General features: G+C 55.3%; 18 protein-coding genes and 1 tRNA gene. 10 read left to right on the forward strand and 9 right to left on the reverse strand.

The genetic code is table 11. The features are described 5' to 3' along the window. Positions 1–174: 174 nt before the first annotated feature. The gene (locus ACLL9E_RS04270; protein WP_411290503.1) at positions 175–2,511 is read right to left on the reverse strand and encodes a TonB-dependent receptor; all 2,337 of its coding nucleotides are present in this window, start codon (positions 2,509–2,511) and stop codon (positions 175–177) included. A gap of 233 nt (positions 2,512–2,744) precedes the next feature. Here ACLL9E_RS04270 and ACLL9E_RS04275 point away from each other — a divergent pair, with 233 nt between their 5' ends. From ACLL9E_RS04275 to ACLL9E_RS04290, 4 genes are read left to right on the forward strand one after another with little or no spacing between them, the layout of a single operon-like run. Beyond that, entirely contained in the window at positions 2,745–4,739 is a 1,995-nt protein-coding gene (locus tag ACLL9E_RS04275) for an alpha-glucosidase (protein ID WP_411290521.1), read from the forward strand. Next, positions 4,736–5,767 carry a LacI family DNA-binding transcriptional regulator gene (locus tag ACLL9E_RS04280; protein WP_411290504.1) on the forward strand — a complete coding sequence of 344 codons (1,032 nt, stop codon included), beginning with the start codon at positions 4,736–4,738 and terminating at the stop codon, positions 5,765–5,767. Before ACLL9E_RS04275 ends, ACLL9E_RS04280 begins: the two co-directional genes overlap by 4 nt. After that, positions 5,764–6,666, forward strand: coding sequence for an aldo/keto reductase family oxidoreductase (locus ACLL9E_RS04285; protein WP_411290505.1), 903 nt, complete (start codon positions 5,764–5,766; stop codon positions 6,664–6,666). The genes ACLL9E_RS04280 and ACLL9E_RS04285 overlap by 4 nt, the downstream gene beginning before the upstream one ends. Continuing rightward, entirely contained in the window at positions 6,663–7,730 is a 1,068-nt protein-coding gene (locus tag ACLL9E_RS04290; protein WP_411290506.1) for an LLM class flavin-dependent oxidoreductase, read from the forward strand. The genes ACLL9E_RS04285 and ACLL9E_RS04290 overlap by 4 nt, the downstream gene beginning before the upstream one ends. 258 nt (positions 7,731–7,988) lie before the next feature. Here ACLL9E_RS04290 and prfA read toward each other — a convergent pair whose 3' ends face one another. Next, on the reverse strand, positions 7,989–9,068 hold the full coding sequence (prfA, locus tag ACLL9E_RS04295) for a peptide chain release factor 1 (protein ID WP_411290507.1): 1,080 nt from the start codon (positions 9,066–9,068) through the stop codon (positions 7,989–7,991). Then, positions 9,068–10,408, reverse strand: coding sequence for a histidine--tRNA ligase (gene hisS, locus ACLL9E_RS04300; RefSeq protein WP_411290508.1), 1,341 nt, complete (start codon positions 10,406–10,408; stop codon positions 9,068–9,070). The genes prfA and hisS overlap by 1 nt, the downstream gene beginning before the upstream one ends. Before the next feature lie 80 nt (positions 10,409–10,488). On the opposite strand from hisS, the gene ACLL9E_RS04305 reads away from it, so the two are divergent. The 4 genes from ACLL9E_RS04305 to ACLL9E_RS04320 are packed head-to-tail and all read left to right on the forward strand — an operon-like array spanning position 10,489 to position 13,320. Beyond that, the gene (locus tag ACLL9E_RS04305; RefSeq protein WP_411290509.1) at positions 10,489–12,171 is read left to right on the forward strand and encodes a M61 family metallopeptidase; all 1,683 of its coding nucleotides are present in this window, start codon (positions 10,489–10,491) and stop codon (positions 12,169–12,171) included. Beyond that, entirely contained in the window at positions 12,168–12,455 is a 288-nt protein-coding gene (locus ACLL9E_RS04310; RefSeq protein ID WP_411290510.1) for a hypothetical protein, read from the forward strand. The genes ACLL9E_RS04305 and ACLL9E_RS04310 overlap by 4 nt, the downstream gene beginning before the upstream one ends. A gap of 20 nt (positions 12,456–12,475) precedes the next feature. Next, positions 12,476–13,012: an inorganic diphosphatase gene (gene ppa / locus ACLL9E_RS04315; RefSeq protein ID WP_411290511.1), complete on the forward strand. Its 537-nt coding sequence runs from the start codon at positions 12,476–12,478 to the stop codon at positions 13,010–13,012. Beyond that, positions 13,009–13,320: a hypothetical protein gene (locus ACLL9E_RS04320; protein WP_411290512.1), complete on the forward strand. Its 312-nt coding sequence runs from the start codon at positions 13,009–13,011 to the stop codon at positions 13,318–13,320. Before ppa ends, ACLL9E_RS04320 begins: the two co-directional genes overlap by 4 nt. Before the next feature lie 21 nt (positions 13,321–13,341). On the opposite strand, the gene sppA is transcribed toward ACLL9E_RS04320, so the two are convergent. Both sppA and ACLL9E_RS04330 read right to left on the reverse strand, forming a co-directional pair. After that, positions 13,342–15,216, reverse strand: coding sequence for a signal peptide peptidase SppA (sppA, locus tag ACLL9E_RS04325; protein WP_411290513.1), 1,875 nt, complete (start codon positions 15,214–15,216; stop codon positions 13,342–13,344). A gap of 665 nt (positions 15,217–15,881) precedes the next feature. Next, positions 15,882–16,400 carry a hypothetical protein gene (locus ACLL9E_RS04330; protein ID WP_411290514.1) on the reverse strand — a complete coding sequence of 173 codons (519 nt, stop codon included), beginning with the start codon at positions 16,398–16,400 and terminating at the stop codon, positions 15,882–15,884. 49 nt (positions 16,401–16,449) lie between these two features. Between ACLL9E_RS04330 and ACLL9E_RS04335 the strand changes: the two genes are divergently transcribed. Continuing rightward, positions 16,450–17,202: a TlyA family RNA methyltransferase gene (locus ACLL9E_RS04335; protein ID WP_411290515.1), complete on the forward strand. Its 753-nt coding sequence runs from the start codon at positions 16,450–16,452 to the stop codon at positions 17,200–17,202. A 17-nt stretch (positions 17,203–17,219) separates the two neighbouring features. Here ACLL9E_RS04335 and ACLL9E_RS04340 read toward each other — a convergent pair whose 3' ends face one another. From ACLL9E_RS04340 to ACLL9E_RS04355, 4 genes are all read right to left on the reverse strand, one after another. Then, positions 17,220–19,031 (reverse strand): AMP-dependent synthetase/ligase, encoded by a 1,812-nt coding sequence (locus ACLL9E_RS04340; RefSeq protein WP_411290516.1) that lies wholly within the window; start codon positions 19,029–19,031, stop codon positions 17,220–17,222. Positions 19,032–19,125: 94 nt separating this feature from the next. Continuing rightward, positions 19,126–20,871, reverse strand: coding sequence for a gamma-glutamyltransferase (gene ggt / locus ACLL9E_RS04345; RefSeq protein WP_411290517.1), 1,746 nt, complete (start codon positions 20,869–20,871; stop codon positions 19,126–19,128). Positions 20,872–20,914: 43 nt separating this feature from the next. Further along, on the reverse strand, positions 20,915–21,952 hold the full coding sequence (locus ACLL9E_RS04350) for a quinone-dependent dihydroorotate dehydrogenase (RefSeq protein WP_411290518.1): 1,038 nt from the start codon (positions 21,950–21,952) through the stop codon (positions 20,915–20,917). 267 nt (positions 21,953–22,219) lie between these two features. Next, complete coding sequence (locus ACLL9E_RS04355; protein ID WP_411290519.1) at positions 22,220–22,378, reverse strand: hypothetical protein; 159 nt, start codon at positions 22,376–22,378, stop codon at positions 22,220–22,222. Between the two features lie 117 nt (positions 22,379–22,495). On the opposite strand from ACLL9E_RS04355, the gene ACLL9E_RS04360 reads away from it, so the two are divergent. Further along, positions 22,496–22,570: transfer RNA gene (locus ACLL9E_RS04360), tRNA-Thr, on the forward strand. Positions 22,571–22,671: the final 101 nt, after the last annotated feature.

Genomic DNA, 22,671 nt, shown 5'->3' on the forward strand with positions numbered 1-22,671 from the left:
GACTGGCACGAACGGTGCATTGTTTATCTCGTTCAACACCCACTCAGCCAGGACGGGTCAATTGCTATTGGTCTCGCATAACCCGTCCTCGCTTTCTCCTCAGTAATCTTTAACAAAAAAGGCTGGAGCCCGGTGTGGGATCCAGCCTATTTTCACGTGACGAGATAAACGCAATCAGAGGCGGAAGCGCAAGCTTGCCCCCATGTAGCGGTCCGCATCACGCGGTATGTGTAAACGCTGACCAGCGCTGGTGTTCAGCAAGACATAGCTGTCGTCTGTGATGTTGCGCATGATGAAAGTCAGGCGCCAGTTATCTTCGGCGTCGGAATAGCCAACGCTCGCGTTCCAAAGACCATAGCTGTCGATGGGGCCGCTTTGGCCCAGATCGGAAAATTGCTTTCCAACATGGTTGAAGCTTGTCCGCAGATAAACCTTGGCATCTCCGCCGAAGAAACTGAACGGTGTTTCATAAGCTGCACCGATGTTCCAGCTCCACTCTGGAGCCAAAGGCAATTTGGTGCCATCACGGGCATCGGGGGCATTGGTCAACGGATTTGGGTTGAACCGTCGCACCTTGGCGTCGGCATAGGCAACGCTGCCGAACAAATCGAGGCCTTCGACAGGGTTGGCCAGAACGTCGAGTTCAAAACCAGTGCTGCGGACTTGACCTGCATTGGTCAGGTTGGTGACGACAGCGCCATTCAACAGAACGAAGTTATTCGCCTGAAACCCGTCATATGTCACTTGGAACGCCGACGCATTCACCTGAATACGGTTGTCGGCAAACTGGCTCTTGAAGCCCACTTCGAACGAATCCGAGGTTTCTTCGTCAATCGGCACCGCGTTAACCGGCGCAGTATGGTTGAAGAAGACGTTGAACGCCGGTCCCTTATACCCGCGCGTGTAGCTGCCGTAGAGCATGATATCGTCCGTTGGCTTAACGGTCAGCACGGCCTTGCCTGAAAAGTTGCTGTTGCTTGAAGATCCGGTGGACAACACCGTGCCATTGCCGCCGCTTGTAATCGTGCCTCCTGCAGGCGAGCCGGAAATACCGGCACCCGTTGCAGGAAGGCCTGTTGTGCGGTTTACGCCAGGCGCGCGACGGTGTGCGTAATCAATGGAGTCGTGAGTCCAGCGCATCCCCACAGTCAGGCCGATCCGATCAGTGAAGTCATAAGTCGCCTGACCAAACACTGCATAATTTTCGATATCGACTACGCTGCGTGATGTCGCGGTTGGGAACAGAGTGTTTACATTGTCGGCAAGGTTGCAGGGACGAGCACCGGTGCGCGGATCAACGGGCAGTGTTGACGTCGTGCACGTGATTACATTCCGTGTGAAGTCCTGCGAGTTTTCCGATTTCCAGTAGAATGTTCCAACCTGATATTTGAAAGCCTTGCTTTGATCAGAAGCCAAGCGAAGCTCGAGCGAGCTTTGATCGGTTTCAACGAAACCGCGGTCATGCAGTTGCGGTGTCCCAACAATTGCGCGTGGCAGAAAGTCGCCTTCGCGCAGTTCTTCGTTGTTCCAGTTGCGATAGCCGTAGATGGCGCTGAAAGTATGCGACGTAAACACGTCGAAATCGGCGTTCACGGTGATACCATATTGGCGATCGAGCGATTGCGTCACGAGGTTGTGATTAACGAAGCGCTGGTTTTCACCTTGGGCAACGCCAAGTGGCAGATTGAGCTCGGCATTAAGAACAGAACCGCGCGAGACGCCGGTAACTTCGCCGCAGCAATCATCATCAGCTTCATAATAATCCGCAATCAACTTGATACGGGCCGGGCCGTTATCGAAATCGAGCAACCCGCGGAAACCAATATGCTCGTAGCCATTGATCTTTTCATCGCGGGTACCGAATGGAACCACATTGGTGATGTTACCCTTATATTTGCCGTAAAAGGCATTTGTACGAAATGTCAGGTCCTGAGCGATTGGACCAGATATCGTCGCGCGGGTGCGGACTTCGTTGCCTTCATAATATTCTGCCGTGAATTCGCCTTCAAGCGTGTCGGTGCCACCTTTGGATACGACATTGATAAGGCCAGCCGACGCGTTCTTTCCGAACAAGGTACCTTGTGGCCCACGCAAAACTTCGAGGCGCTCGATTTCCACAAGGTCGGCGAATGCCTGACCCGACCGGCTAAGGACAACACCGTCAACGACGGTCGACACGCTTGGTTCAGCTGCAATCGAAAATGAAATGGTGCCAACGCCGCGCAAAACGACTGCCGAGTTGGCGTTGGTCGTGCCCTTGCGGAATGTCACCGACGGAACAAGCTGGCTCAGATTTTCAAGACTATTTGTGCCCGATGCTGCAAGCGTGTCGCCGGAAACGGCTGTGATGGCGATCGGCACATCCTGAACATTTTCTTCTACCTTTTGCGCGGTAACGACGATTTCTTCGACCTGCGCCAACGCAGGGGCCGAGATGCCGAGCGCGATCGCGCTGCTGCCGAGATATGCCGCGCGGAGTAGTTTCGATTTTGCGTGTGTGGAAATCTGCATGTTGTGCCTCCCTAAATCGCCGCCCGTATTTGGCAGTTTCGACAGGAATGAACATCCCGTTGAACTTTGCAGGTCGGCCTTACTTCGTTGATAACAGGGTTGATGTAACCAAACTGTCTTGATATGTCTAGCGGTGTCATATAGCGACATTATTTAGGCCGGAACTGTTGCAATGATGCCATAGTTGCCGTCTCAAACGGGCGAAAGGGACAGCTTTGCCATTTTCGATCATCATGCAAATTGGCGGTTTTGACCTGCTGCGCGATGACGTCTGCATACTGTCGCATCGATCCGACAAGCCAGCGATTGAGGTTGGCTCTGGCACACCGGATTTGGAAATGGTGCGCGGTAATTTCCGCATCGGCGACGTCGTGGAGAGCCGCTTGCCGCTCGACTGCATTAGCGAGATCAATGGTGTAATCCGTCTTTGGAACATGGCCCGGCCGGAACTTGTGGTCACCCTTGAACTTGCGCAGAGCGCGCAAGGATCCGTCCTGAAGCTTCGCTGCAACAATCCAACCGCAAACCGGCTTTGGTTAAAGTTGCAGTGTGCACCGTCGGAAGCCTTTTGGGGCGGCGGGGAGCAAATGTCCTATCTCAAGCTGAATGGGCGTCGCTTTCCATTCTGGACGTCCGAACCGGGTGTCGGCCGCGATAAAACGACGAAGCTTACACAGACCATGGATGCCGAGGGCTTGGCGGGCGGTGATTATTGGACAACCAATTATCCGCAGCCGACTTGGCTGAGTTCCGAACGATATGCTGTCCATCTCGAAACATCGGCATATGCGGTGCTCGATTTAAGTGGAGAAGGTCGGGTTGGCATCGAGTGCTGGTCGGCCAATGTGGATCTGGAACTGTTCGACGCACCCTCTATATCTGAACTGGTGACGCGGCTGTCCGATCGTTTCGGACGGCAGCCGCCTTTGCCCGACTGGGCTATATCGGGCGCAATTGTCGGCCTTAAGGATGGCGAAGACACGTTCGCGCGATTCGAAAAAATAGCCGCGTCGGGTGCCGCGATTACGGGTCTGTGGTGTGAGGATTGGGTAGGGATCAGGCAAACAAGCTTCGGAAAGCGCTTGTTCTGGGACTGGCAATGGAATGCTGCCCGTTACCCGGACTTGCCTGCAACAATCGCTTCCCTCGCCGAGCGGGGCATTCGTTTCCTCGGTTATGTGAATCCTTATTTGGCGGTCGATGGCGCTTTGTATCAAGAGGCACTGGCAAACAAATATCTGGCGTTTCGGCAGGACTGCGACGTAGCTTATGCGGTCGACTTCGGCGAATTTGACGCAGGGGTGGTCGACTTCACCAATCCTGACGCGGCCCATTGGTTTTCAGAACGCATCATAGGGCAGGAGATGCTCGATTTTGGCCTTTCGGGGTGGATGGCCGACTTTGGCGAATATCTGCCAACCGATGTGCGCCTGTTCGATGGCTCTGATCCGATGGAAGCGCATAATCGCTGGCCGGTGTTGTGGGCAAAGGTCAACGCCGACGCCATTGCTTCGCGTGGGAAAACCGACGACGCCACTTTCTTCATGCGCGCGGGGTTCTCAGGCGTGCAGGCGCATTGTCCGTTGCTGTGGGCAGGTGACCAATGCGTTGATTTTACCCGGCACGACGGGATCAACACGGTGATCACCGCAGCCTTATCATCTGGCTTGCTCGGCAACGCTTACCACCACAGTGACCTTGGCGGTTACACGAGCCTGCATGGCGTCGTACGCACTGCAGAGTTGATGCACCGGTGGATTGACCTTGCCGCATTTGCGCCGGTCATGCGTAGCCATGAGGGCAACCGCCCAGCGGATAATTTGCAACTCGACAGCAGTCCGGAAATCCTTACCCATTTCGCGCGAATGAGCCAAGTGCATGCGCAATTTGCACCTTATGTCCGCGCGCTGTCAGAGGAAGCAGTCGCCACTGGCTTACCGTTACAGCGCCCCTTGTTCCTGCATTATGATGATCCCGCTTATTATGACATTCAGGACCAATATCTTTATGGTGCGGATATGCTTGTAGCGCCGGTAGTTGTGCAGGGCCAGGAGAGCCGCGCTGTGATTTTACCAGAAGGGGAATGGTTGCACCTGTGGACTGGCGCTGCTTACACCAAAGGCACGCATGCGATTGCCGCGCCGCATGGCAAGCCACCCGTCTTCACCCGCAAGGACAGCCCACACGCCAACCTGTTTGCGTCGATCGGAAAGGCATTCGGCTCATGAACCCCCGCGCCAACATCCGCGACGTCGCAAAGCTTGCCGGTGTTGCGGTGAAAACCGTGAGCCGCGTGCTGAATGACCATCCCTATGTAAGCGCGGCAACTAAGGCGAAGGTGGATGCGGCGATGGCGGAGCTAGGGTTCAGCCCAAGCATCGCAGCACGGATTCTCGCCGGCACAAAGTCAGGCCAAGTCGCGCTGATCTACGATAATCATAGCCCGTATTATATGCACCAGATCATGCAAGGCTGCTGGGACAGGTGCCATGAAGAAGGCATGCGCCTGATCGCTCAGCCGGTTGACGTTGCTGACCCCGATGTCGGTGAACAAGTGCGCGGTATGGTGCGCCAGACGCATGTCGATGGTGCCATATTGTCCTCCCCTGTTACCGATTGTGTAGCCGTGTTGAACGCGCTTGAGGCGCTGAACATTCCCTTTGTCCGCATTTCGCCCGGCACCAACCACGCCCTGACCAGTTCAGTGTTCATGGACGATATGCAAGCCGCCGATGATATGACGACAAAGCTGATTAACATCGGACACCGGCGTATTGGCTTTATCAAGGGCCATCCCAATCATATGGCAAGCACAGAACGTCAGGCTGGCTACGAACGCGCATTAGGACGCGTAGGTATTTCGGTTGATCCAGACCTGATTGCTGAAGGGCTGTTCGATTTCGAAAGCGGCGTTGCGGCAACCGAGCAGTTCCTGTCGCTCAAGCACCCGCCAACGGCCATTTTTGCATCCAATGACGACATGGCCTCTGGCGTGCTTGCGGTAGCGCACCGGCGCGGTATCCAAGTTCCTGAGCAACTATCAGTCGCTGGATTCGACGACACCACACTTGCCCGCGTTGTGTGGCCGCCATTAACCACCGTGCGCCAGCCGGTTCGCGATCTCGCTTCGACCGCAGCCGACCTGTTGTTCGGGGAGGGCGGCATTGAACATCGCCGCCTGCCGCATGAACTTATCAGCCGCGAGTCCGTGGCCCCGCCTTATTTCCCCTCACTAAAGAAGAGCAAAAACCCATGACGCTTCCCACTCCGCCCCGCACGCGCCCTTTAGGCAAAAGCGGCATAGAAATTTCGTCGCTTGCCTGGGGCATGTGGCGCTTTGCCGGGCTTGAACTGTCCGCCGCGCGCGCTGCCATCGATGCAGCGTTTGAGGCAGGCATTACCTTGTTCGACACCGCAGACATTTACGGCTTCGGCGAACAGGGCTTTGGCAAGGCCGAAGAGCTTTTGGGCCAGGTATTTGCTGACGCCCCCGATTATCGCGACCGCATGGTTCTCGCGACCAAGGGCGGCATTACACCGCCGACCCCTTACAACAGCAGCGCCGAATATTTGACCAAAGCCATCGACGACAGCCTGAGCCGCTTGGGCACAGACTGCATTGATCTTTGGCAAATCCACCGGCCCGACATACTCACGCATCCGCAGGAAATTGCGCGGGCGGTTGAACACGCGCACAAGGCCGGCAAAATCCGCGCGTTTGGGGTATCCAATTTCACGCAAGCGCAGATCACGGCACTGGCTCAGTTTAGCGCAGTGCCCATCGTGTCCACACAGCCGGAACTGTCACCATTACGCATCGACACCATCGAAAATGGTGAGCTGGATCAAGCTATATCGATGGACCTTGCGGTGCTGGCTTGGTCACCGCTTGGGGGCGGTCGTATCGGCGTGCCAAGCAATGCGCGTGAACAAAAGGTCGCTGCGGCGCTTTCGGGCGTCGCCGAGGCGCATGGCGTATCACGCACGGCCGCTGCCTATAGCTGGATCATGGCGCACCCTGCCCGGCCAATCCCGATAGTCGGATCGCAAAATCCGGTGCGCATAATTGAGGCCGCCGATGCCTTCAAAATCCAATGGACCCGTGCGGATTGGTATAATGTGCTGGTCGCTGCCAGAGGAGTGCCCCTGCCATGAGCAAGCCTGTCGAAGTCAGCTGGTTTTCCGCCCTTTGCGATGACGATTATGAATTTCTGGGTGTTCCGGATCCAATGTTGGCATCCAGCTGGGAGCATTGCCGCAATATCGTGCTTGCCGCCGAAAAAGGCGGCTTCGACAATATATTACTCCCCTCGGGCTATGCGCTTGGGCTTGATACCACCGCCTTTGCCAGTGCGATTGCAGCGCTCACCACGCGGATCAAATTGCTCATGGCGGTGCGCATCGGCGAAAGCTGGCCGCCACAGCTCGCGCGCCAGATAGCTACGCTTGACCAGATTTCGGGGGGTCGGTTGAACATCAACATCATCTCCTCTGATCTGCCCGGCGACAAGATAGATTCCGAGCCGCGCTACCGCCGCACGGTTGAGGCGATGCATATCCTGAATACGCTGCTTAATGGCGAGCATCTTTCCATCGATGGCGAGCATTACAAGATTGACCTTGACCCGCCGCGCATGAAAACCGTGAGCGGCAAATGCCCGCCGCTTTATTTTGGTGGCCTGTCACCCGCCGCCAAAGATGCCGCGGCAGAAGGCTGCGATGTCTATCTGATGTGGCCGGAAACCGTGCAAGGCGCGAAGGACTTGGTCGACGACATGACAGCCCGCGCGGCGAAGTTTGGACGGACGCTGAAATATGGTTTCCGCGCGCATGTCATTGTGCGCGAGACCGAGGAAGAGGCGCGCGCTTACGCCAACCGGTTGCTATCAAAACTCGATGCTGAGCAGGGCGAGGCAATCCGCAACAAATCGCTCGACACGCAAACCTTTGGTGTCGCGCATCAGGCTGAGCTGCGCGAACAGGCGGCAGCAAATGACGGCTATCTCGAGGACAATTTGTGGACGGGCATCGGCCGTGCCCGATCAGGCTGCGGCGCAGCTATCGTTGGTGATCCTGACCAAGTGCTCGCCAAAATCAACGCTTATCGCGCGGTAGGTATCGATGCGTTCATTCTGTCAGGCTATCCGCATATCAACGAATGCGACATGTTCGCGCGCTATGTGCTGCCCAAATTGGAGCATGGCCGGCTGGAAGTGTGAAACCGCTTAAATAGTACCGTCATGCCGAACTCGTTTCAGCATCCATCACGCAGCAAAAATCAGGGTTGAAGAGACCAAATGGACCCTGAAACAAGTTCAGAGTGACGAATGGGGTAAACGCAACGCGCAGAGCAGGGCCAGCTGGAAAGGTAAAGCCATTCAAAACATATCGTCATCCTGAAGTTGTTTCAGGACAACAGGCGACGCCTAGGCGTTATCCTCAAACAAGTTCAGGATAACAAACATTTAATCATGGAATCAATCCCCTAGCCCGGCCATACGCTCGGCCTGATCTTCGGCAATCAGGGCGGCAACCAGCTCGCCCAGTCCGCTGCCTTCCAATATCTCGGGCAGCTTGTGCAGCGTCAGATTAATCCGGTGGTCGGTGACGCGGCCTTGCGGGAAGTTATAAGTGCGAATACGCTCGGACCGGTCGCCCGAGCCAACCATTGCTTTACGGGCCTCTGCTTCGGCGCCCTGAGCTTCCTCACGTTCTTTTTCATACATTCTGGCGCGCAGGACCTGCATCGCCTGTTCCTTGTTCTTATGCTGGCTACGGCCGTCCTGACAGGTGACAACGATGCCCGTCGGCAAATGGGTGATGCGCACAGCAGAATCCGTCGTGTTCACGTGCTGCCCGCCAGCGCCCGATGCGCGATAGACGTCGATTTTCAGATCGCGGGCCTCGATCTGGATATCCACTTCAGTTGGTTCAGGTAGCACCGCGACGGTCGCTGCGCTGGTATGAATGCGTCCACCACTTTCGGTCACCGGCACGCGCTGCACGCGGTGCACGCCGCTTTCATATTTCAGCTTCGCAAACACACCAGTGCCCTTGATCGCAACCACGACTTCCTTGAATCCACCAACGTCCGAGGCGCTGACCGAAATTGGCTCGATCTTCCACCCCTGCCCTGCGGCATAGCGTTCGTACATTCGGTACAAGTCGCCGGCGAACAACGCCGCTTCATCGCCGCCCGTGCCAGCCCTGATTTCCAGCATCGCTGGACGATCATCGGCGGAATCCCGTGGGAGTAGCGAAATGGCAAGCGAGGTTTCCGCGTCCGAAAGCTGGTGTGTGACATCGTCCAACTCCTCGACCGCCATGTCGTGCAAATCCGGATCGGAAGAATCGTTCGCCATATGCTCAAGCGTCTCGATTTCCTTGCGGAGGCGGCGCACTTGCGCAGCAGCTTTCGCCACAGGCTCCAGCTCGGAATATTCCTTGGACGCAGCAACAAAGCTGTCACCTTCCAACTGTCCCGAAGCCATCCGAGCCTCAAGTTCGGAAAAACGCGATTCAATTTGCGCGATACGGTGCGGGGAGATTTTAGTCATTATGATGCTAACGGAGCCAACACCCCATCAACGGAAAAGCCGAATTCCGTCCGCTCATGACGCGTTACGTCGAATGAAGATTGCAGCGCAGTCAAAATAGACTCTGTAATCGCGAAACTGACAGGATCGCTCGAGTCCTGAGCATTTATTCTCAGCAGAAATCCGGTCCGACCTTTAGCACTTTCTGGGCGCTCCGCTTGAAAGCGAACAACCACCCGCGCGTTTAGCTTCTTGGCAATTTCGAACCTACGCTTGGAATTACCTTTCAGAGGATCGTATACGGAGATACCACTCCGGCGAAGAGCATTCGCAACCCTCTTTGCATCCTCCTCAAATTCAACATCGTCCGAAATGACTAAAACCGATACGTTTTCGGGTTTGCCTTCAATCAACATCGCCAGGCGCTCAATCCCCGCAGCCCAGCCGACCGCGGGCGTTGCGGGTCCGCCCAAATTCTCGATTAAGCCGTCATAGCGCCCACCGCCAAGCACGGTGCCTTGTGCGCCCAACCGGTCGGTTACAAATTCAAATGCCGTGTGGCGGTAATAATCGAGACCGCGCACAAGAGCGGCGTTGCGTGTCCAGGCGACCCCTGCGGCATCAAGGCCAGCCGTCACGGCGCCGAAAAAGTCCTGTGCTTCGTCCGACAGATAAGCGTCGATGACAGGCGCAGCATCGGCTACTGGACGGTCCTTGGGGTCTTTACTGTCCAAGATACGCAGCGGGTTTTTTTCCAACCGTGCGAGGCTGTCTTCGGACAACGCGGCCTTATGATCATTAAAATACCCTATCAACGCCGCGCGCCATGCATCACGGCTTTGTGTGTCACCAAGCGTGTTAAGCTGCAACGTCACACCGTCATTGATGCCTAATTCTTTCAGCAATTGATCTGCCATTACCAGCAATTCAACATCTGCCGCTGGCTCAGCCACGCCGATAATTTCTGCGTCAATCTGGTGGAACTGGCGATAGCGGCCCTTTTGCGGGCGTTCATAGCGGAATAATGGACCGTGCACCGACAGCTTCATTGGTGAAAATTGCTGCCAGCCGTTGGTTAGATAGGCGCGCGCTATTCCCGCGGTAAATTCGGGCCGCAGCGTGATGGAATCTCCGCCGCGGTCGTCAAACGTGTACATCTCCTTTGAGACAACATCGGTTGCCTCGCCAAGGCTGCGCGCAAATACTGATGTCGGCTCAATGACCGGCAATTGAAGGCCCTTGAAACCATATAAGCGGCGCACACGCTCGAAGGTCGCCACGACATGCGCAAAGCGCTCCTCGGTCTCGCCGAACATGTCCTGTGTGCCGCGCACGGCTTGGGGTGTTTGTATCTTTACCATCGACAAGCGCCCTAGCGGCTAATTGTTGGAAGTGGAATAGGGCTGGACGCCGCACGGCACTTTCGGCAGAAACCCCAACCATGACTTCTGTTACATTGTCGCGGCTCATTGCCGCCCTCGCCCTTTCCGCCAGCCTCATCTCAGCAGCATCCGCCCAGAACAGTACACCGCAACCGGTGCCCATTATGTCCACAATTCCGGAGCCGGAGGACCGGCCGCTGTCGGCGCCAATGATATTGCAGGTGGATGCGACCGACATTGATCGCGCCATTTTTCAGGTGCAGCAAGTCATCCCTGTCGAGCAAGGCAAGCCGCTCATTTTGCTTTATCCGCAATGGCTTCCGGGCAAGCATGGGCCGCGCGGCGCATTGGCCGAGATGACTGGCCTCATCATTCGCGCTGGCGGCAAGACGCTGCGTTGGACCCGCGATCCGGTCGAGGTTTATGCCTTTCATGTTGACGTGCCCGAAGGCACAAGGTCCGTCGATGTCGAATTCCAGTTCACTGCCCCCGTGCGCGAGAGTGAAGGGCGAATCAATGTCACCACAAATATGATGAATGTGCAGTGGGAACAGGTCGCGCTATATCCTGCAGGACATTTTACCCGTGCTATCCAGATAAAGCCGTCCATCACCTTGCCAGAAGGCTGGACCGGCGTTGCCGCACTTGATGGCGCAAAGATTACGGGCAACCGTATCGATTACGGCGTCACCAGCTTTGAAACCTTGGTCGACAGCCCGATGTTCGCTGGACCGCATTATAAGAAATGGGATCTGGGCAACAATGTCACGCTGAATGTCTGGGCCGATGACGCCAAATATCTTGCGGCTAAGCCGGAGCAGATCGCTGCACACAAAGCGTTAGTGGACGAATCGCTACTGCTTTTTGGTTCGAAGCATTTTGACCGTTACGAATTTCTGCTTGGCCTGACCGAAGAACTTGGCGGGATTGGTCTTGAACATCACCGCAGTTCGGAAAATACCCGCGAAACCGATTATTTCATCGAATGGGATGACAATATGTCGGAACGCGGGTTGTTGCCGCATGAATTTACCCATAGCTGGAACGGCAAATTCCGCCGGCCAGCCACGATGTGGACACCCGATTATTCGACACCGATGCGCGACAATCTGTTGTGGGTGTATGAAGGTCAGACCAGCTATTGGGACCTGGTACTCGGAGCACGATCCGGTCTGCAGTCCAAGGAAATGGTTCTTGCCGAATGGGCGAAATATGCCGGATTTTATGCAGAACAGCCCGGCCGTGCCTGGCGCTCGGTCGAGGACACCACGCATGACCCAATCTTTGGGGCACGCAAAGCGAAACCGTTCGCAAGCCAGGCGCGTGGCGAGGATTATTACAATGAAAGCTCGCTGATATGGCTTGACGCCGACATGACCATTCGCGCTTTGTCCAAGGGCGCCAAATCACTGGATGATTTTGCCAAGGCGTTTTTCGGCGTCCGTGACAAGGATTGGGGCGTGCTGACCTATCATTTCGACGAAGTGGTCCGCACGCTGAATGCCTTACAGCCCTATGACTGGGCGAAGTTCCTTGACAGCAAATTGCGTCAGCCGGGCCAACCAGCGCCGTTAGCGGGCTTGGAAAAAGGCGGGTACAGGCTGGTCTGGAAGGAAGAGCCCAATATATTCGACAAGGAGCTCATGAAAGAAGGCGGCAGCTTCAACCTGACGCATTCGCTTGGGCTGACTCTCGACAAGGAAGCGAAAGTCACATCGGTCATGTGGAATAGCCCCGCATGACATCGGTCATGTGGAATAGCCCCGCATTCAAGGCAAATATCGTGAATGGCGCAAAGATCATTGCTGTAGATGGCTATGCATACTCCAAGGACGGCCTGACCAGCGCCATCAAGACCGCCAAGGATAAGAAGACGCCCGTCAGGCTGCTTATCGAGCGCAATAAGCGTTATGAACAAATAGACATCGCCTATTCAGGCGGTTTGCGCTATCCGCACCTCGAACCCGTGGGTCAAGGCGAGACGGCCATCGACCGTCTGTTTAGCCCGCGGCGACCCACGCAATAACAAAGTGAAAGCATTCTCCCATGCGTATTGATTTGATTCCGGCGGGCGACGATGTGCCCGACAGCCTCAACGTCCTGATTGAAGTACCCATTGGCGGTGAGCCGGTAAAATATGAATTCGACAAGGCGTCTGGCGCCCTGTTCGTTGACCGCTTCCTGCACACGCCAATGCGCTATCCCGCCAATTATGGATTTGTTCCGCATACGTTAGGCGAAGATGGCGACCCGCTGGACGCGCTTGTCGTGGCGCGCTCACCTATTATCGCTGGTGCTGTGGTCAAATGCCGCCCGGTTGGCGTTCTGATGATGGAAGACGACAAGGGCGGCGATGAAAAGCTGCTGTGCGTTCCAGTCAATGCCACGTTTCCGTATTACTCCGACGTTGTGACCTATAAGGACATGCCGGAGATCGTTCTCCAACAGATTGAACACTTCTTCACCCATTATAAAGACCTGGAGCCCGGAAAATGGGCCAAGCTGAATGGCTGGGGTGATGAAAAAGACGCCAAGCGCATTATTCTGGAATGCGTCGAACGAGCGAAGGAACACGGCATATGAAACGGATTGCGCTGGTCAGCTTAACGGCATTGGCGCTTTCGGCTTGTGCCACCCCTGAAACCCGCATCCGCACCGCGTTGATGGACGCAGGGCTATCACAACCGATCGCAGCGTGCATGGCGGACCGGATGGTCGACCGGCTTTCGCTCGTTCAGCTTAATAAGTTAAATGGTCTGAAAAAGCTGCGCGGACAGGATATGCGCAAGGTGACCGTTGAAGAATTTTTGCGGCGCACACGTTCGTTGCAAGACCCTGAAATATTGGGTGTTGCGACTTCGTCTGGGCTAATTTGTGCGGTCAAGGCCTAGGCTTCACCGCACAGCGGTCCTTCAGCTGATCGCCTTCGCCAAAATCGCGAGCCAGCCTTTGTCCGGTACCGCAGGAGCGGGCGACGCGAAATCACCGCATTCCAGACATTTGGCCTGAACGCCTTTAACTCCGGTCAGCATCTCAAGATCAGTAGCCATGCGTTGAACAAACAAGGTCTGCTGCCATGCAGCATGACCGAATATGTCCATAGGCGCGCTTGCCTGTGCCCGTTTCGGCATTAGTCCGCTTAACAGACTTGCAGCAAAGCTAACGGGAGGTTCGATATACACAGGGTGCCAGTCATCTGATTTAAGGCCAGCACGTTTCGCCGCTTCTGCAAGCGCTGCATCCATGCCCCCGGTGCGGTCCACCAATCCTAGCTGGCGCGCGGTGCCACCGGCCCACACGCGGCCCTGAGCCACGGCATCAACCTGCTCTGGCGTTTTCTGTCGCGCAGTTGCAACACGAGTCAAAAACTGGCGATAGCCATTTTCAATTGCACTTTGCGCGACGCGGTCAAACTGTGGACTAAACCCGCTCAGGAAATCCGGTTCGCCGGACAAGGGTGTTGTTTTGACACCGTCGGCATTTACGCCGATTTTTGCGAGACCGGATTCGACGCTCGGGATCACGCCGAATATGCCGATGGAACCTGTAATTGTAGCGGGGTCCGCAAAAATCACATCGGCGGGAAGCGATATCCAGTAACCGCCGCTTGCGGCCAAATTCGCCATCGAGACAATGACTGGTATTTTCTTTTCTTTGGCAGCCGCAATGGCGAGGCGGATTTTTTCCGATGCCATCACCGATCCGCCGGGAGAATCCACCCGAACGACCAGCGCCTTCAAATCCTTGTTGTCGAGCGCATCATAAATCAGCGCGCTAACGGTGTCACCAGCTGCAGATCCGGGACCACCCTCACCGTCAACTATGGTGCCGGCAACGGTCACAACGCCAATCTGCTTGCCTGCCGACTCGGGACCATAATGCGCAATCAGCGCTTCCATCGGCACTGAAGCAAATCCGCCAGTGGTCTTTTTTTCGTCGGCACCATATTTGCTGGCAACAAATTTACCAAAGGCGACTCGGTCGCCCAACTTATCGACAAGTTTGGTCGACAATGCCAACTGCCCGAGATTGCCTCTAGCACCCTCAACAGCACCAGCAGGATCATTCAGCATCTGCTCCAATTGCGCTTGTGGACGGGCTTTGGCGACATCAGCTTTCCACTGGCTCCAGACCTCGTCGTAGACACCTTTAATCGCAGTTTTGGATTCAGCAGACTGGTCTGTCCGCAAAAATGGCTCAACCGCGCTCTTATATGTGCCGACACGGTATATATTGGCCTTCACGCCCAATTGGTCGAGCAAGCCTTTAAAATAAAGTTGTGATCCGCCCGGGCCGGCTAACATCGCGCCGCCAAGGGGATCCATCCAGATTTCGTTCGCATGCGCAGCAAGTTGATAGCTGTCGTCCGTATAGGCTGTGGCAAACGCGTAGACGGGCTTGCCCGCCTTCTTCACAGCGTCGAGGCTTCTGCCGATTGCTGCAAGGCTGGCTTGCCCGCCGCCCATGAACCTGTCCATATCGACAACGACTGCTTTTATCCGATTGTCTTTTTCTGCGAGTTGCAACGCACGAATAATGTCCCGTTGGCGAATCTCACCAACAGGTGTGGCGGATGAGGTCAAAGCTGTTAGCGGGTCCATATCTGCCGGCTGCTCGGACACCACACCGTTCAGCTTCAGCAGCAATGCGCCGTCACGCACTAAAGCGGGATTTGGGCCTGAATTCAGTAGCAAAAAAACTGCGGCAAAAAATAGCAGCATGAACACGAGAACTAGCAGATCTTTTAAACCAACCAATAGTTTCCAACTGACGCGCACAAACTTCATTTCTTGGATATCCCACAAGGCGAAGGTTCCAATGTAGGCATTCCAATAATATTTGCCACCGTTGTTCGATAAAAAGCATTCACACTGGAACGATCAAAACCCCGATCGAACGCAATTGCGTCATCAAACTGGAACATTAAATAGGCGCTAATGTGCTCAGTGCCCCATTCGGAGCCAATACAATGAAGCCGGAACCGGAATGCCCGCAACTGGAACTGGACCAACCGATACCGGATCGAACGGATCTGGTACGACAGGATCGGGCACCCCTGGCACCAATGGCGGAACAACTTCTCCAACAAGCACGCCAAGCTAATTAAGTAAAAGCGTGTCGTTATGGTGAAAAAGGGCCGCTAGAGTTATCCAGCGGCCCTTAAACATGGGTCAGCGGTCGGACGCCCGCTGCCGGAAGTTGCTTTCATGCCGTGACCGGCATCGCCGATTACATCAGCGGCCGATCTCCCGAACGGAATTGTCCGACCTCTTAACTGAACCATGAGACATCGGATCACCTCCTTTCGTTGAATGGAAATTGCTTGCTTCAAACATTTATCTGCCCTCCGCAATACTGAAGGTGAATCAATCTGCGTTTGTAAACAAGTCTTGTAATTAATTTTTTTTCCGTCAAACATTGTCGTTCTGCGCCGCGACGCAGCGACTTTTGTTTAACCGCGGCAATCTTCCACAATACGCGTTATTTCGGCCCATGTCGGTAGAATGACAGGCTGCTGGCCCTCGGCGTCAACCAGTATTCGACCGCGGCTAAAAGCCATAGCGTCCAGGATTGCATCATTAGGTAGAATTTCAGCCGCGACATACATGGGGTTTGCACCCCTTGGTCGTGTCGCAAACTCCTTTGAGGATGACGAGGTGCGAATAACCATCCGCTGCCCGGCAGATGCCTCTCGCGCTAAATAAACACGCCGGTTTTGCGCGTCGCAACGCAAGCTGACCTTTGCATTTTGGCCGGGGGTGCCAAATGACCCGACCGAACCCTGATTATCGCGACGATAGCTCCAATCCCCCTGCGTAAAGGGCCAGTCGTTCCAGTCGCCTACCAGCTTTGGCGCGGGCGCCGCTACGGGCGGCGGCGCGGACACCGTCTTTGGCGCAGGCGGCGGGGGTGGCGCAACGCACGCGGCGAGCGCCAGCAAAGCAATGAGAGTTAAATGACGGGTCTGCATAGTTTTGTCTTATGGCCAAATCCGCTTCGCTCGGCTAGCGCGATGCGACATGGCGACCAAAAAAACACGACTAGATCAGATGATCGTTGATCGGGGCCTTGCCGAAAGCAAGACCCGCGCACAGGCGCTCGTGATGGCAGGCCATGTCTATATCGGCGAAGCGAAAGCGCAAAAGCCCGGGCAGCAAATCGCGGAGGACACAGAGATCAGCCTGCGCGGCAGCGATCACCCATGGGTGTCACGCGGCGGCGTCAAGCTTGCGCATGCGCTGGAAGTATTTTCGATTGACTTGACCGATTATGTCGCGATCGATGTTGGTTCGTCGACCGGTGGCTTCACCGATGTTCTGCTCTCCAACCATGCCGCGCGCGTCTATGCAGTCGATAGCGGCACAAACCAGCTTGCGTGGAAGTTGCGGCAAGACTCGCGTGTTGTCGTCCATGAACAGACAAGCGCGCGTATTTTGACAGAGGCGCATATTCCCGAAGCCGTCGATCTCATTGTATGCGACGCCAGCTTCATTGGCCTTGCCAAAGTGCTCGAGCGGCCCATGTCCTTCGCCAAAAAGGGTGCGCAGTTAATTGCGCTCATCAAACCGCAGTTTGAAGCTGGACGTGAAGAGGTAGGCAAAGGCGGAGTCGTGCGGGACCCGGACGTGCATGCACGCGTTTGCGACGAAATCAGATCATGGCTGCTCGCGAAAAAATGGACGGTGCATGGTCTGACCACCAGCCCGATTACGGGGCCCCAAGGCAATGTCGAGTTTCTAATATGGGCGCAAAAAGCCGAAAACTCTGATTAGGCAACGGCGGCCAAGCGTCAATCCTTATACATCCCGTTTACGCGCGCCGCGTAACGTTCGCGTATTATGTGACGACGAATTTTCATGCTCGGGGTCATTTCGCCATTTTCAATCGAGAATGGTTCGTCGGCAAATTCGAACTGTCGCACTTTTTCAGTCACTGACACATCCGCATTCACGCGGTCAACGCCGGCGCGCACCGCAGAGCGGAATTGTGGGTTAGCCTGAAGCGCAGCAAAATCATATTTCATATCTTGCGTGCGCGCCCATTCCAGCGCCCATTCAGGGTCGGGAACGATCAGACCAACGATATACGGGCGTTTGTCGCCTGAGACCATCGCCTGCAAAATTTCCGGTTGAAGCGTGAGCATCCCTTCAATTTTCTGCGGCGCAATATTGTCGCCTTTGTCATTGACTATAAGGTCTTTCTTGCGGTCGGTAATCGCAATACGCCCCCGGTCATCAATATGTCCGATATCACCGGTGTGGAGCCAGCCATTTTTTAGGACGCGATCGGTTTCGGCTTTGTTGCGCCAATATCCCTTCATCACCAACGGACCGCGAACCAATATTTCGCCGTCTTCAGCGATTTTGACCTCAGTGTTTTTCAATGGCGGTCCAACAGTATCCATTTTGATGCCCGCCTTTGGCCGGTTGCAACTGATGACCGGGCCAGACTCGGTCTGGCCGTAGCCTTGCAACAAAGTGATACCCAAGGATTGGAAAAACACACCGATATCCGGGTTCAACGGCGCACCGCCTGATACCATGGCCTTCATCCTGCCGCCAAAGCGTGCCTGAATTTTGGGTTTGATCGTCCGGGATAAAATCAACCGCATCGGTGCATCGATCAGGCGCTTGCGGCCGGAATAGTCCCGCTCGCCAATAATAAGCGCCTTATCCAGCAAATAGTTTGGAAGCTTACCTTGTTTTTCCACTGCCTTTATCATGCGTTGGCGCAGAACTTCAAACAAACGCGGTACAACCACCATGAGAGTCGGCCTCGTCTCTTCTATATTGGCCGCAAGCTTTTCCAGACCTTCAGCGTAATAGATTTGCGCGCCGACACCGATGGGCAGGAATTGCCCACCACTATGCTCATAGGCATGCGACAGGGGCAGGAACGACAGAAACACCTCTTCTTCGTCGAGTCCGAAATCTTCGCGTAAAACTGCGGCTGCGCCATCGGCATTGTGCAATATAGCGCCATGCTGCTGCATCACGCCGCGCGGTGCGCCACCAGTCCCGCTCGTATAGATAATACACGCCAGATCATCGCGTGTAACCGAGGCCATGGCGGCTTCGCTGGCGCGGACATCTGCTTCGGTACCTTTGGCCATATCAGCCCACTGGTGCAACGAAAGCTGTCCATGTTGCATCGCGGGCTGCGACTCCATGGTAATGATAAACTCTGCCTGCGACGAACGAAGAGCGGCAGGCATCAATGTCTTGGCAAGCTTGGCCGTCGACACCACCACGGCACGCGCTTCACTGTTGTCCAAAATATGCTGGTGGTCGCGTTCGGTATTGGTCACATAGGTGGGAACAGTCACACATCCCGCAGCCATAATTCCAAGATCCGCAATGCACCATTCAGGCCGGTTTTCCGACACCAGCATCACACGGTCGCCCTGTTCAAGACCAAGTTGACGGAGTGCTTTAGCGAAACCGGCGACTTGCTTGGCAACATCTGACCAGCTTATTGATTGCCATGCGCCTTCATCCTTTGCCCATAAAAATGGGTCATCGCCCCGATACCGCGCACGCGCAAAAAACATCGTCACAAGATTGGGGAAGCTGTCAAAGTCGTCAAATTGTTCGGCAGCCATTCTGCTCTCCTACGATTTTTCGATCAGGTTAATACCTGTTTTTATTATTCTTTTTACGTCAACGCTATGGATATTATCAAATAACCCGGCGCTTTTAACCGACGCTCGGTAATGGCACTTCAGCTGACTTGGCGGGCCGGTTGGTGACGACTTTGCCTTTGGCGTCAATCGTAGCCGATGTCCCTTCACTGCGTGGGTCTGCCGCACCGGTCCATGCGCCGTTCAGATATTGCGCTCCATTTACCTTCGACCCCAGATCAGATATTTCGACCTTCTGCCCAAAGGCAGAAAGTTGTGGCGCCAATGCTGCAAGCGGGGTGTCCTGTTCTACTTCCAACTGGCCATCGTCAAAATAGATATTAGGCAATGCAATCGCCTGATCCAGCGGCAAGCCGAAGTCAATGACACCTATCAGCGTTTTGGTCACATGCATGATAATCCGTTTGCCACCTGCCGAGCCTAAAGCCAGCACCGCACGTCCGTCGCGGTCAAACACTATGGTGGGGGCCATTGATGACAACGGCCGCTTTCCGCCTACGACCCGGTTGGCAACAGGCGCTCCATTCTTTTCTGGGGCGAAAGTGAAATCAGTCAACTCATTGTTCAAAAAGAAACCCCCAGCCACCAGCTGGCTACCGAAGGGACCTTCAATGGTGGAGGTCATATTGGCAACATTTCCGTTTCGGTCGACCGCCGTAAAATGCGTTGTGCCTGCAACTTCACTTGATATTGCGGCCGTACGCGACGCCGCGCCGGGCGGGTTTCCGGCGGGGTAATCAACGCGCGCCTTTTCCGGGTCTATAAGCGCAGAGCGTTCCTTGATATATTCCGTGTTCAATAGTCCGGCAACGGGCACATTCACAAAAGCGTCATCGGCGAGATATTTTTCGCGGTCCGCATAGGCAAGCTGCATTGCCTGCCCAATCAGATACCAGCTTTTGGGATTGTCCTTACCTGTCGCGCTCAAGTCAAAGCGTTGCAGCGTGCCCAAAATCTGAAGTACAGTAGTCGCGCCCGATGACGGCGGGGCCATGCCGCAAACGACATAGATACGATAAGGCGCACAGACCGCCTGTTGTTCCTTGGCCCGATATTGCGCCAAATCGGTCATTGTGATGTCACCGGGACTAAGCTTGCTGGTGGTGACCGCCTTAACAATCTGCGCTGCAATGTTGCCGGTGTAAAATGCATCGGGACCCTTTTTCGCCAACAGTTTTAATGTTGTCGCCAGCTGAGGATTTTTTACCTTCATCCCTGCCTGAACTGGCTTGCCATTTCTCCAGTAAATAGCCCGTGCCTCTTCAAAGTTGGGCCATAGCCGCTGAATTGTCTGCAACCGGGATTCGAGCGTTTTGTTAACAACAAAGCCTTGTCCCGATAGACGGATGGCGGGTTTGAAGATCGTTGCCCATGGGAGCTTACCCCATTTGCGATGGGTTTGCGCCATTAGCTGGATATTACCTGGAACGCCAACAGACCGGCCACCCTGAAATGCCTGAAGAAAGCCCAGCGGCTTGCCATCAGGCCCCACGAACCTGTCGGCGCTCGCTGCCGCTGGAGCCGTCTCCCGACCGTTAATTGTCGACAAAATACCCTTCGCAGTGTCCTGATACAAAAGGAACCCACCGCCCCCGATGCCGCTTGACTGCGGTTCGACAACGGTCAGCGCGAGCATCATTGCCATCGCAGCATCTGCCGCCGAGCCACCTTGACGCAACATTTCCATCCCTGCCGCCGTCACGCGCGGGTCGGCAGATGATGTCACGCCGACATTTTCGGCTGAAACAGGTTGAACAAAAATGGTGGCTGATGCCGTGATGGCGAGCAAAGTTTTAATCATGCCACAACCTAGCCGCCAATGCAGGGCAAAGCCAAGCGCGGATTTAGCCGTCGGTGCCGACCGCGTCAGAAATATTGGAAAAACCATCGGATTTCAAAAGGCGCTGAAGATCCTTGTTAATCCTGCGTGCGAGCCCTGGCCCATGATATACAAGCGCGCTGTAAATTTGCACCAGCGATGCCCCTGCGCGAATCCGGGCGTAAGCGTCTTGCGCCGACGCAATGCCGCCGACGCCGATCAATGCCAGTTTCCCGTCGCTAGCCTTGCGGAAATCTGATAGCCGTTGTTGCGCCAATGCGCGCAAGGGCGCACCCGAAAGGCCGCCCTGTTCGCGCGCATAGCGCGATTGGAGGGCCGGGCGCGAAACGGTCGTGTTGGATACAATGAGCGCCGCTACCCCGCGCGACATGGCGACCGCCACAATGTCGTCGATGTCACTAGGCTGAAGGTCAGGTGCGACTTTCAGGAACACAGGCGTGTCCCGTTTCCGCGCCGCCATGACTTGTAACAACAGATCATCAAGCGCAGCTTTATCCTGCAGCGCGCGAAGCCCAGGCGTATTGGGCGAGCTGATATTGACCGTCAGATAATCGGCCAGCGGCTCCATATTTTGCACGCCAGTGACATAATCCGCAACGCGGTCCGCGCTGTCTTTATTTGCGCCGATGTTGATACCAAGTGGCCCCTTCAACGCGCCTGCCGGAATATTGCGCAGTCGTTCAATTGCTGCAGCTTGCCCCGCATTGTTGAATCCCATCCGGTTGATCACCGCTTCATCTTCGACCAACCGGAAAAGACGTGGCTTTGGATTGCCCTCTTGCGCGCGTGGCGTCAGTGTCCCCACCTCTGTAAAACCAAAACCAAGCTGCAGGATCTCAAAGGGAACGTCAGCATTTTTGTCGTAGCCCGGTGCAAGCCCAACTGGGTTAGGAAACCGCAGCCCGGCAAATGTCTGCGCAAGAAGCTCGCTCTGCCACCCTAGTGAAGGAATTGGCGCAAGCTTTAGCGCTGCAAGCGATAGATTATGCGCGGTTTCGGCGTCGGCCTTAAACAAAAACGGACGGGCAACATGGTAAAGCATTCAGGACCTATTCACGAATCCCGACCCGTGCGCAACGCTCTGTTCATGCGCTGCCACAGTCGCTTGATGGTACTTTGGCCGAAATTGTCAAAACAATAGGGGGCCAATGACGATTCTGTGCAATCCTATATGGGCAATTGTTTACATATGACTCTCGCGACCCGAGGACTTTGCTGTCGAAAGACAAAAGTTCTTTTCCTTTAAAGACCCGCCTCGATGGCGGGTCTTTTTTTGTCCTGACGCCGCTTCCATAACAGCCCTTACGGCTTAACTGTCGGCAGGTAATTCGTCTTCGACTGGCGTACCTAAAGACTTGCCGTTGTCCCTTGCTTGAGGTTGTGACTTACGCCGCCGCAAATTCGCGCGCAGCGCCTCGCGCAGCCGCTCTGCTTTGATCCGCTCCTTGTCGTTTGCGTCTTTTGCCAAAGCTGCTCTCCCGATGCATGCGGCACCCCTGCGGAGGCAGATGCCAAATAGCCGGCAACGACGCAAGCCGCTTGACATTAAGCCGCAGCCTTCGCATAGGGCCGCACCTTCGGTATTGCTGCTGTAGCTCAGTGGTAGAGCGCGTCATTGGTAATGACGAGGTCGGGAGTTCAATCCTCCCCAGCAGCACCATAGCTTTACCCTTACTGTGAATGCGCTTCCTGCGGGAAGGCCATACCCTGAACAAAAGCTCTGTATGAGCCGCCCTTGTTGAGCGTTGCTCATTTTCAGCC

The sequence above is a fragment of the Sphingorhabdus sp. genome (genome assembly GCF_046596595.1).
Lineage (GTDB): Bacteria > Pseudomonadota > Alphaproteobacteria > Sphingomonadales > Sphingomonadaceae > Sphingorhabdus_B.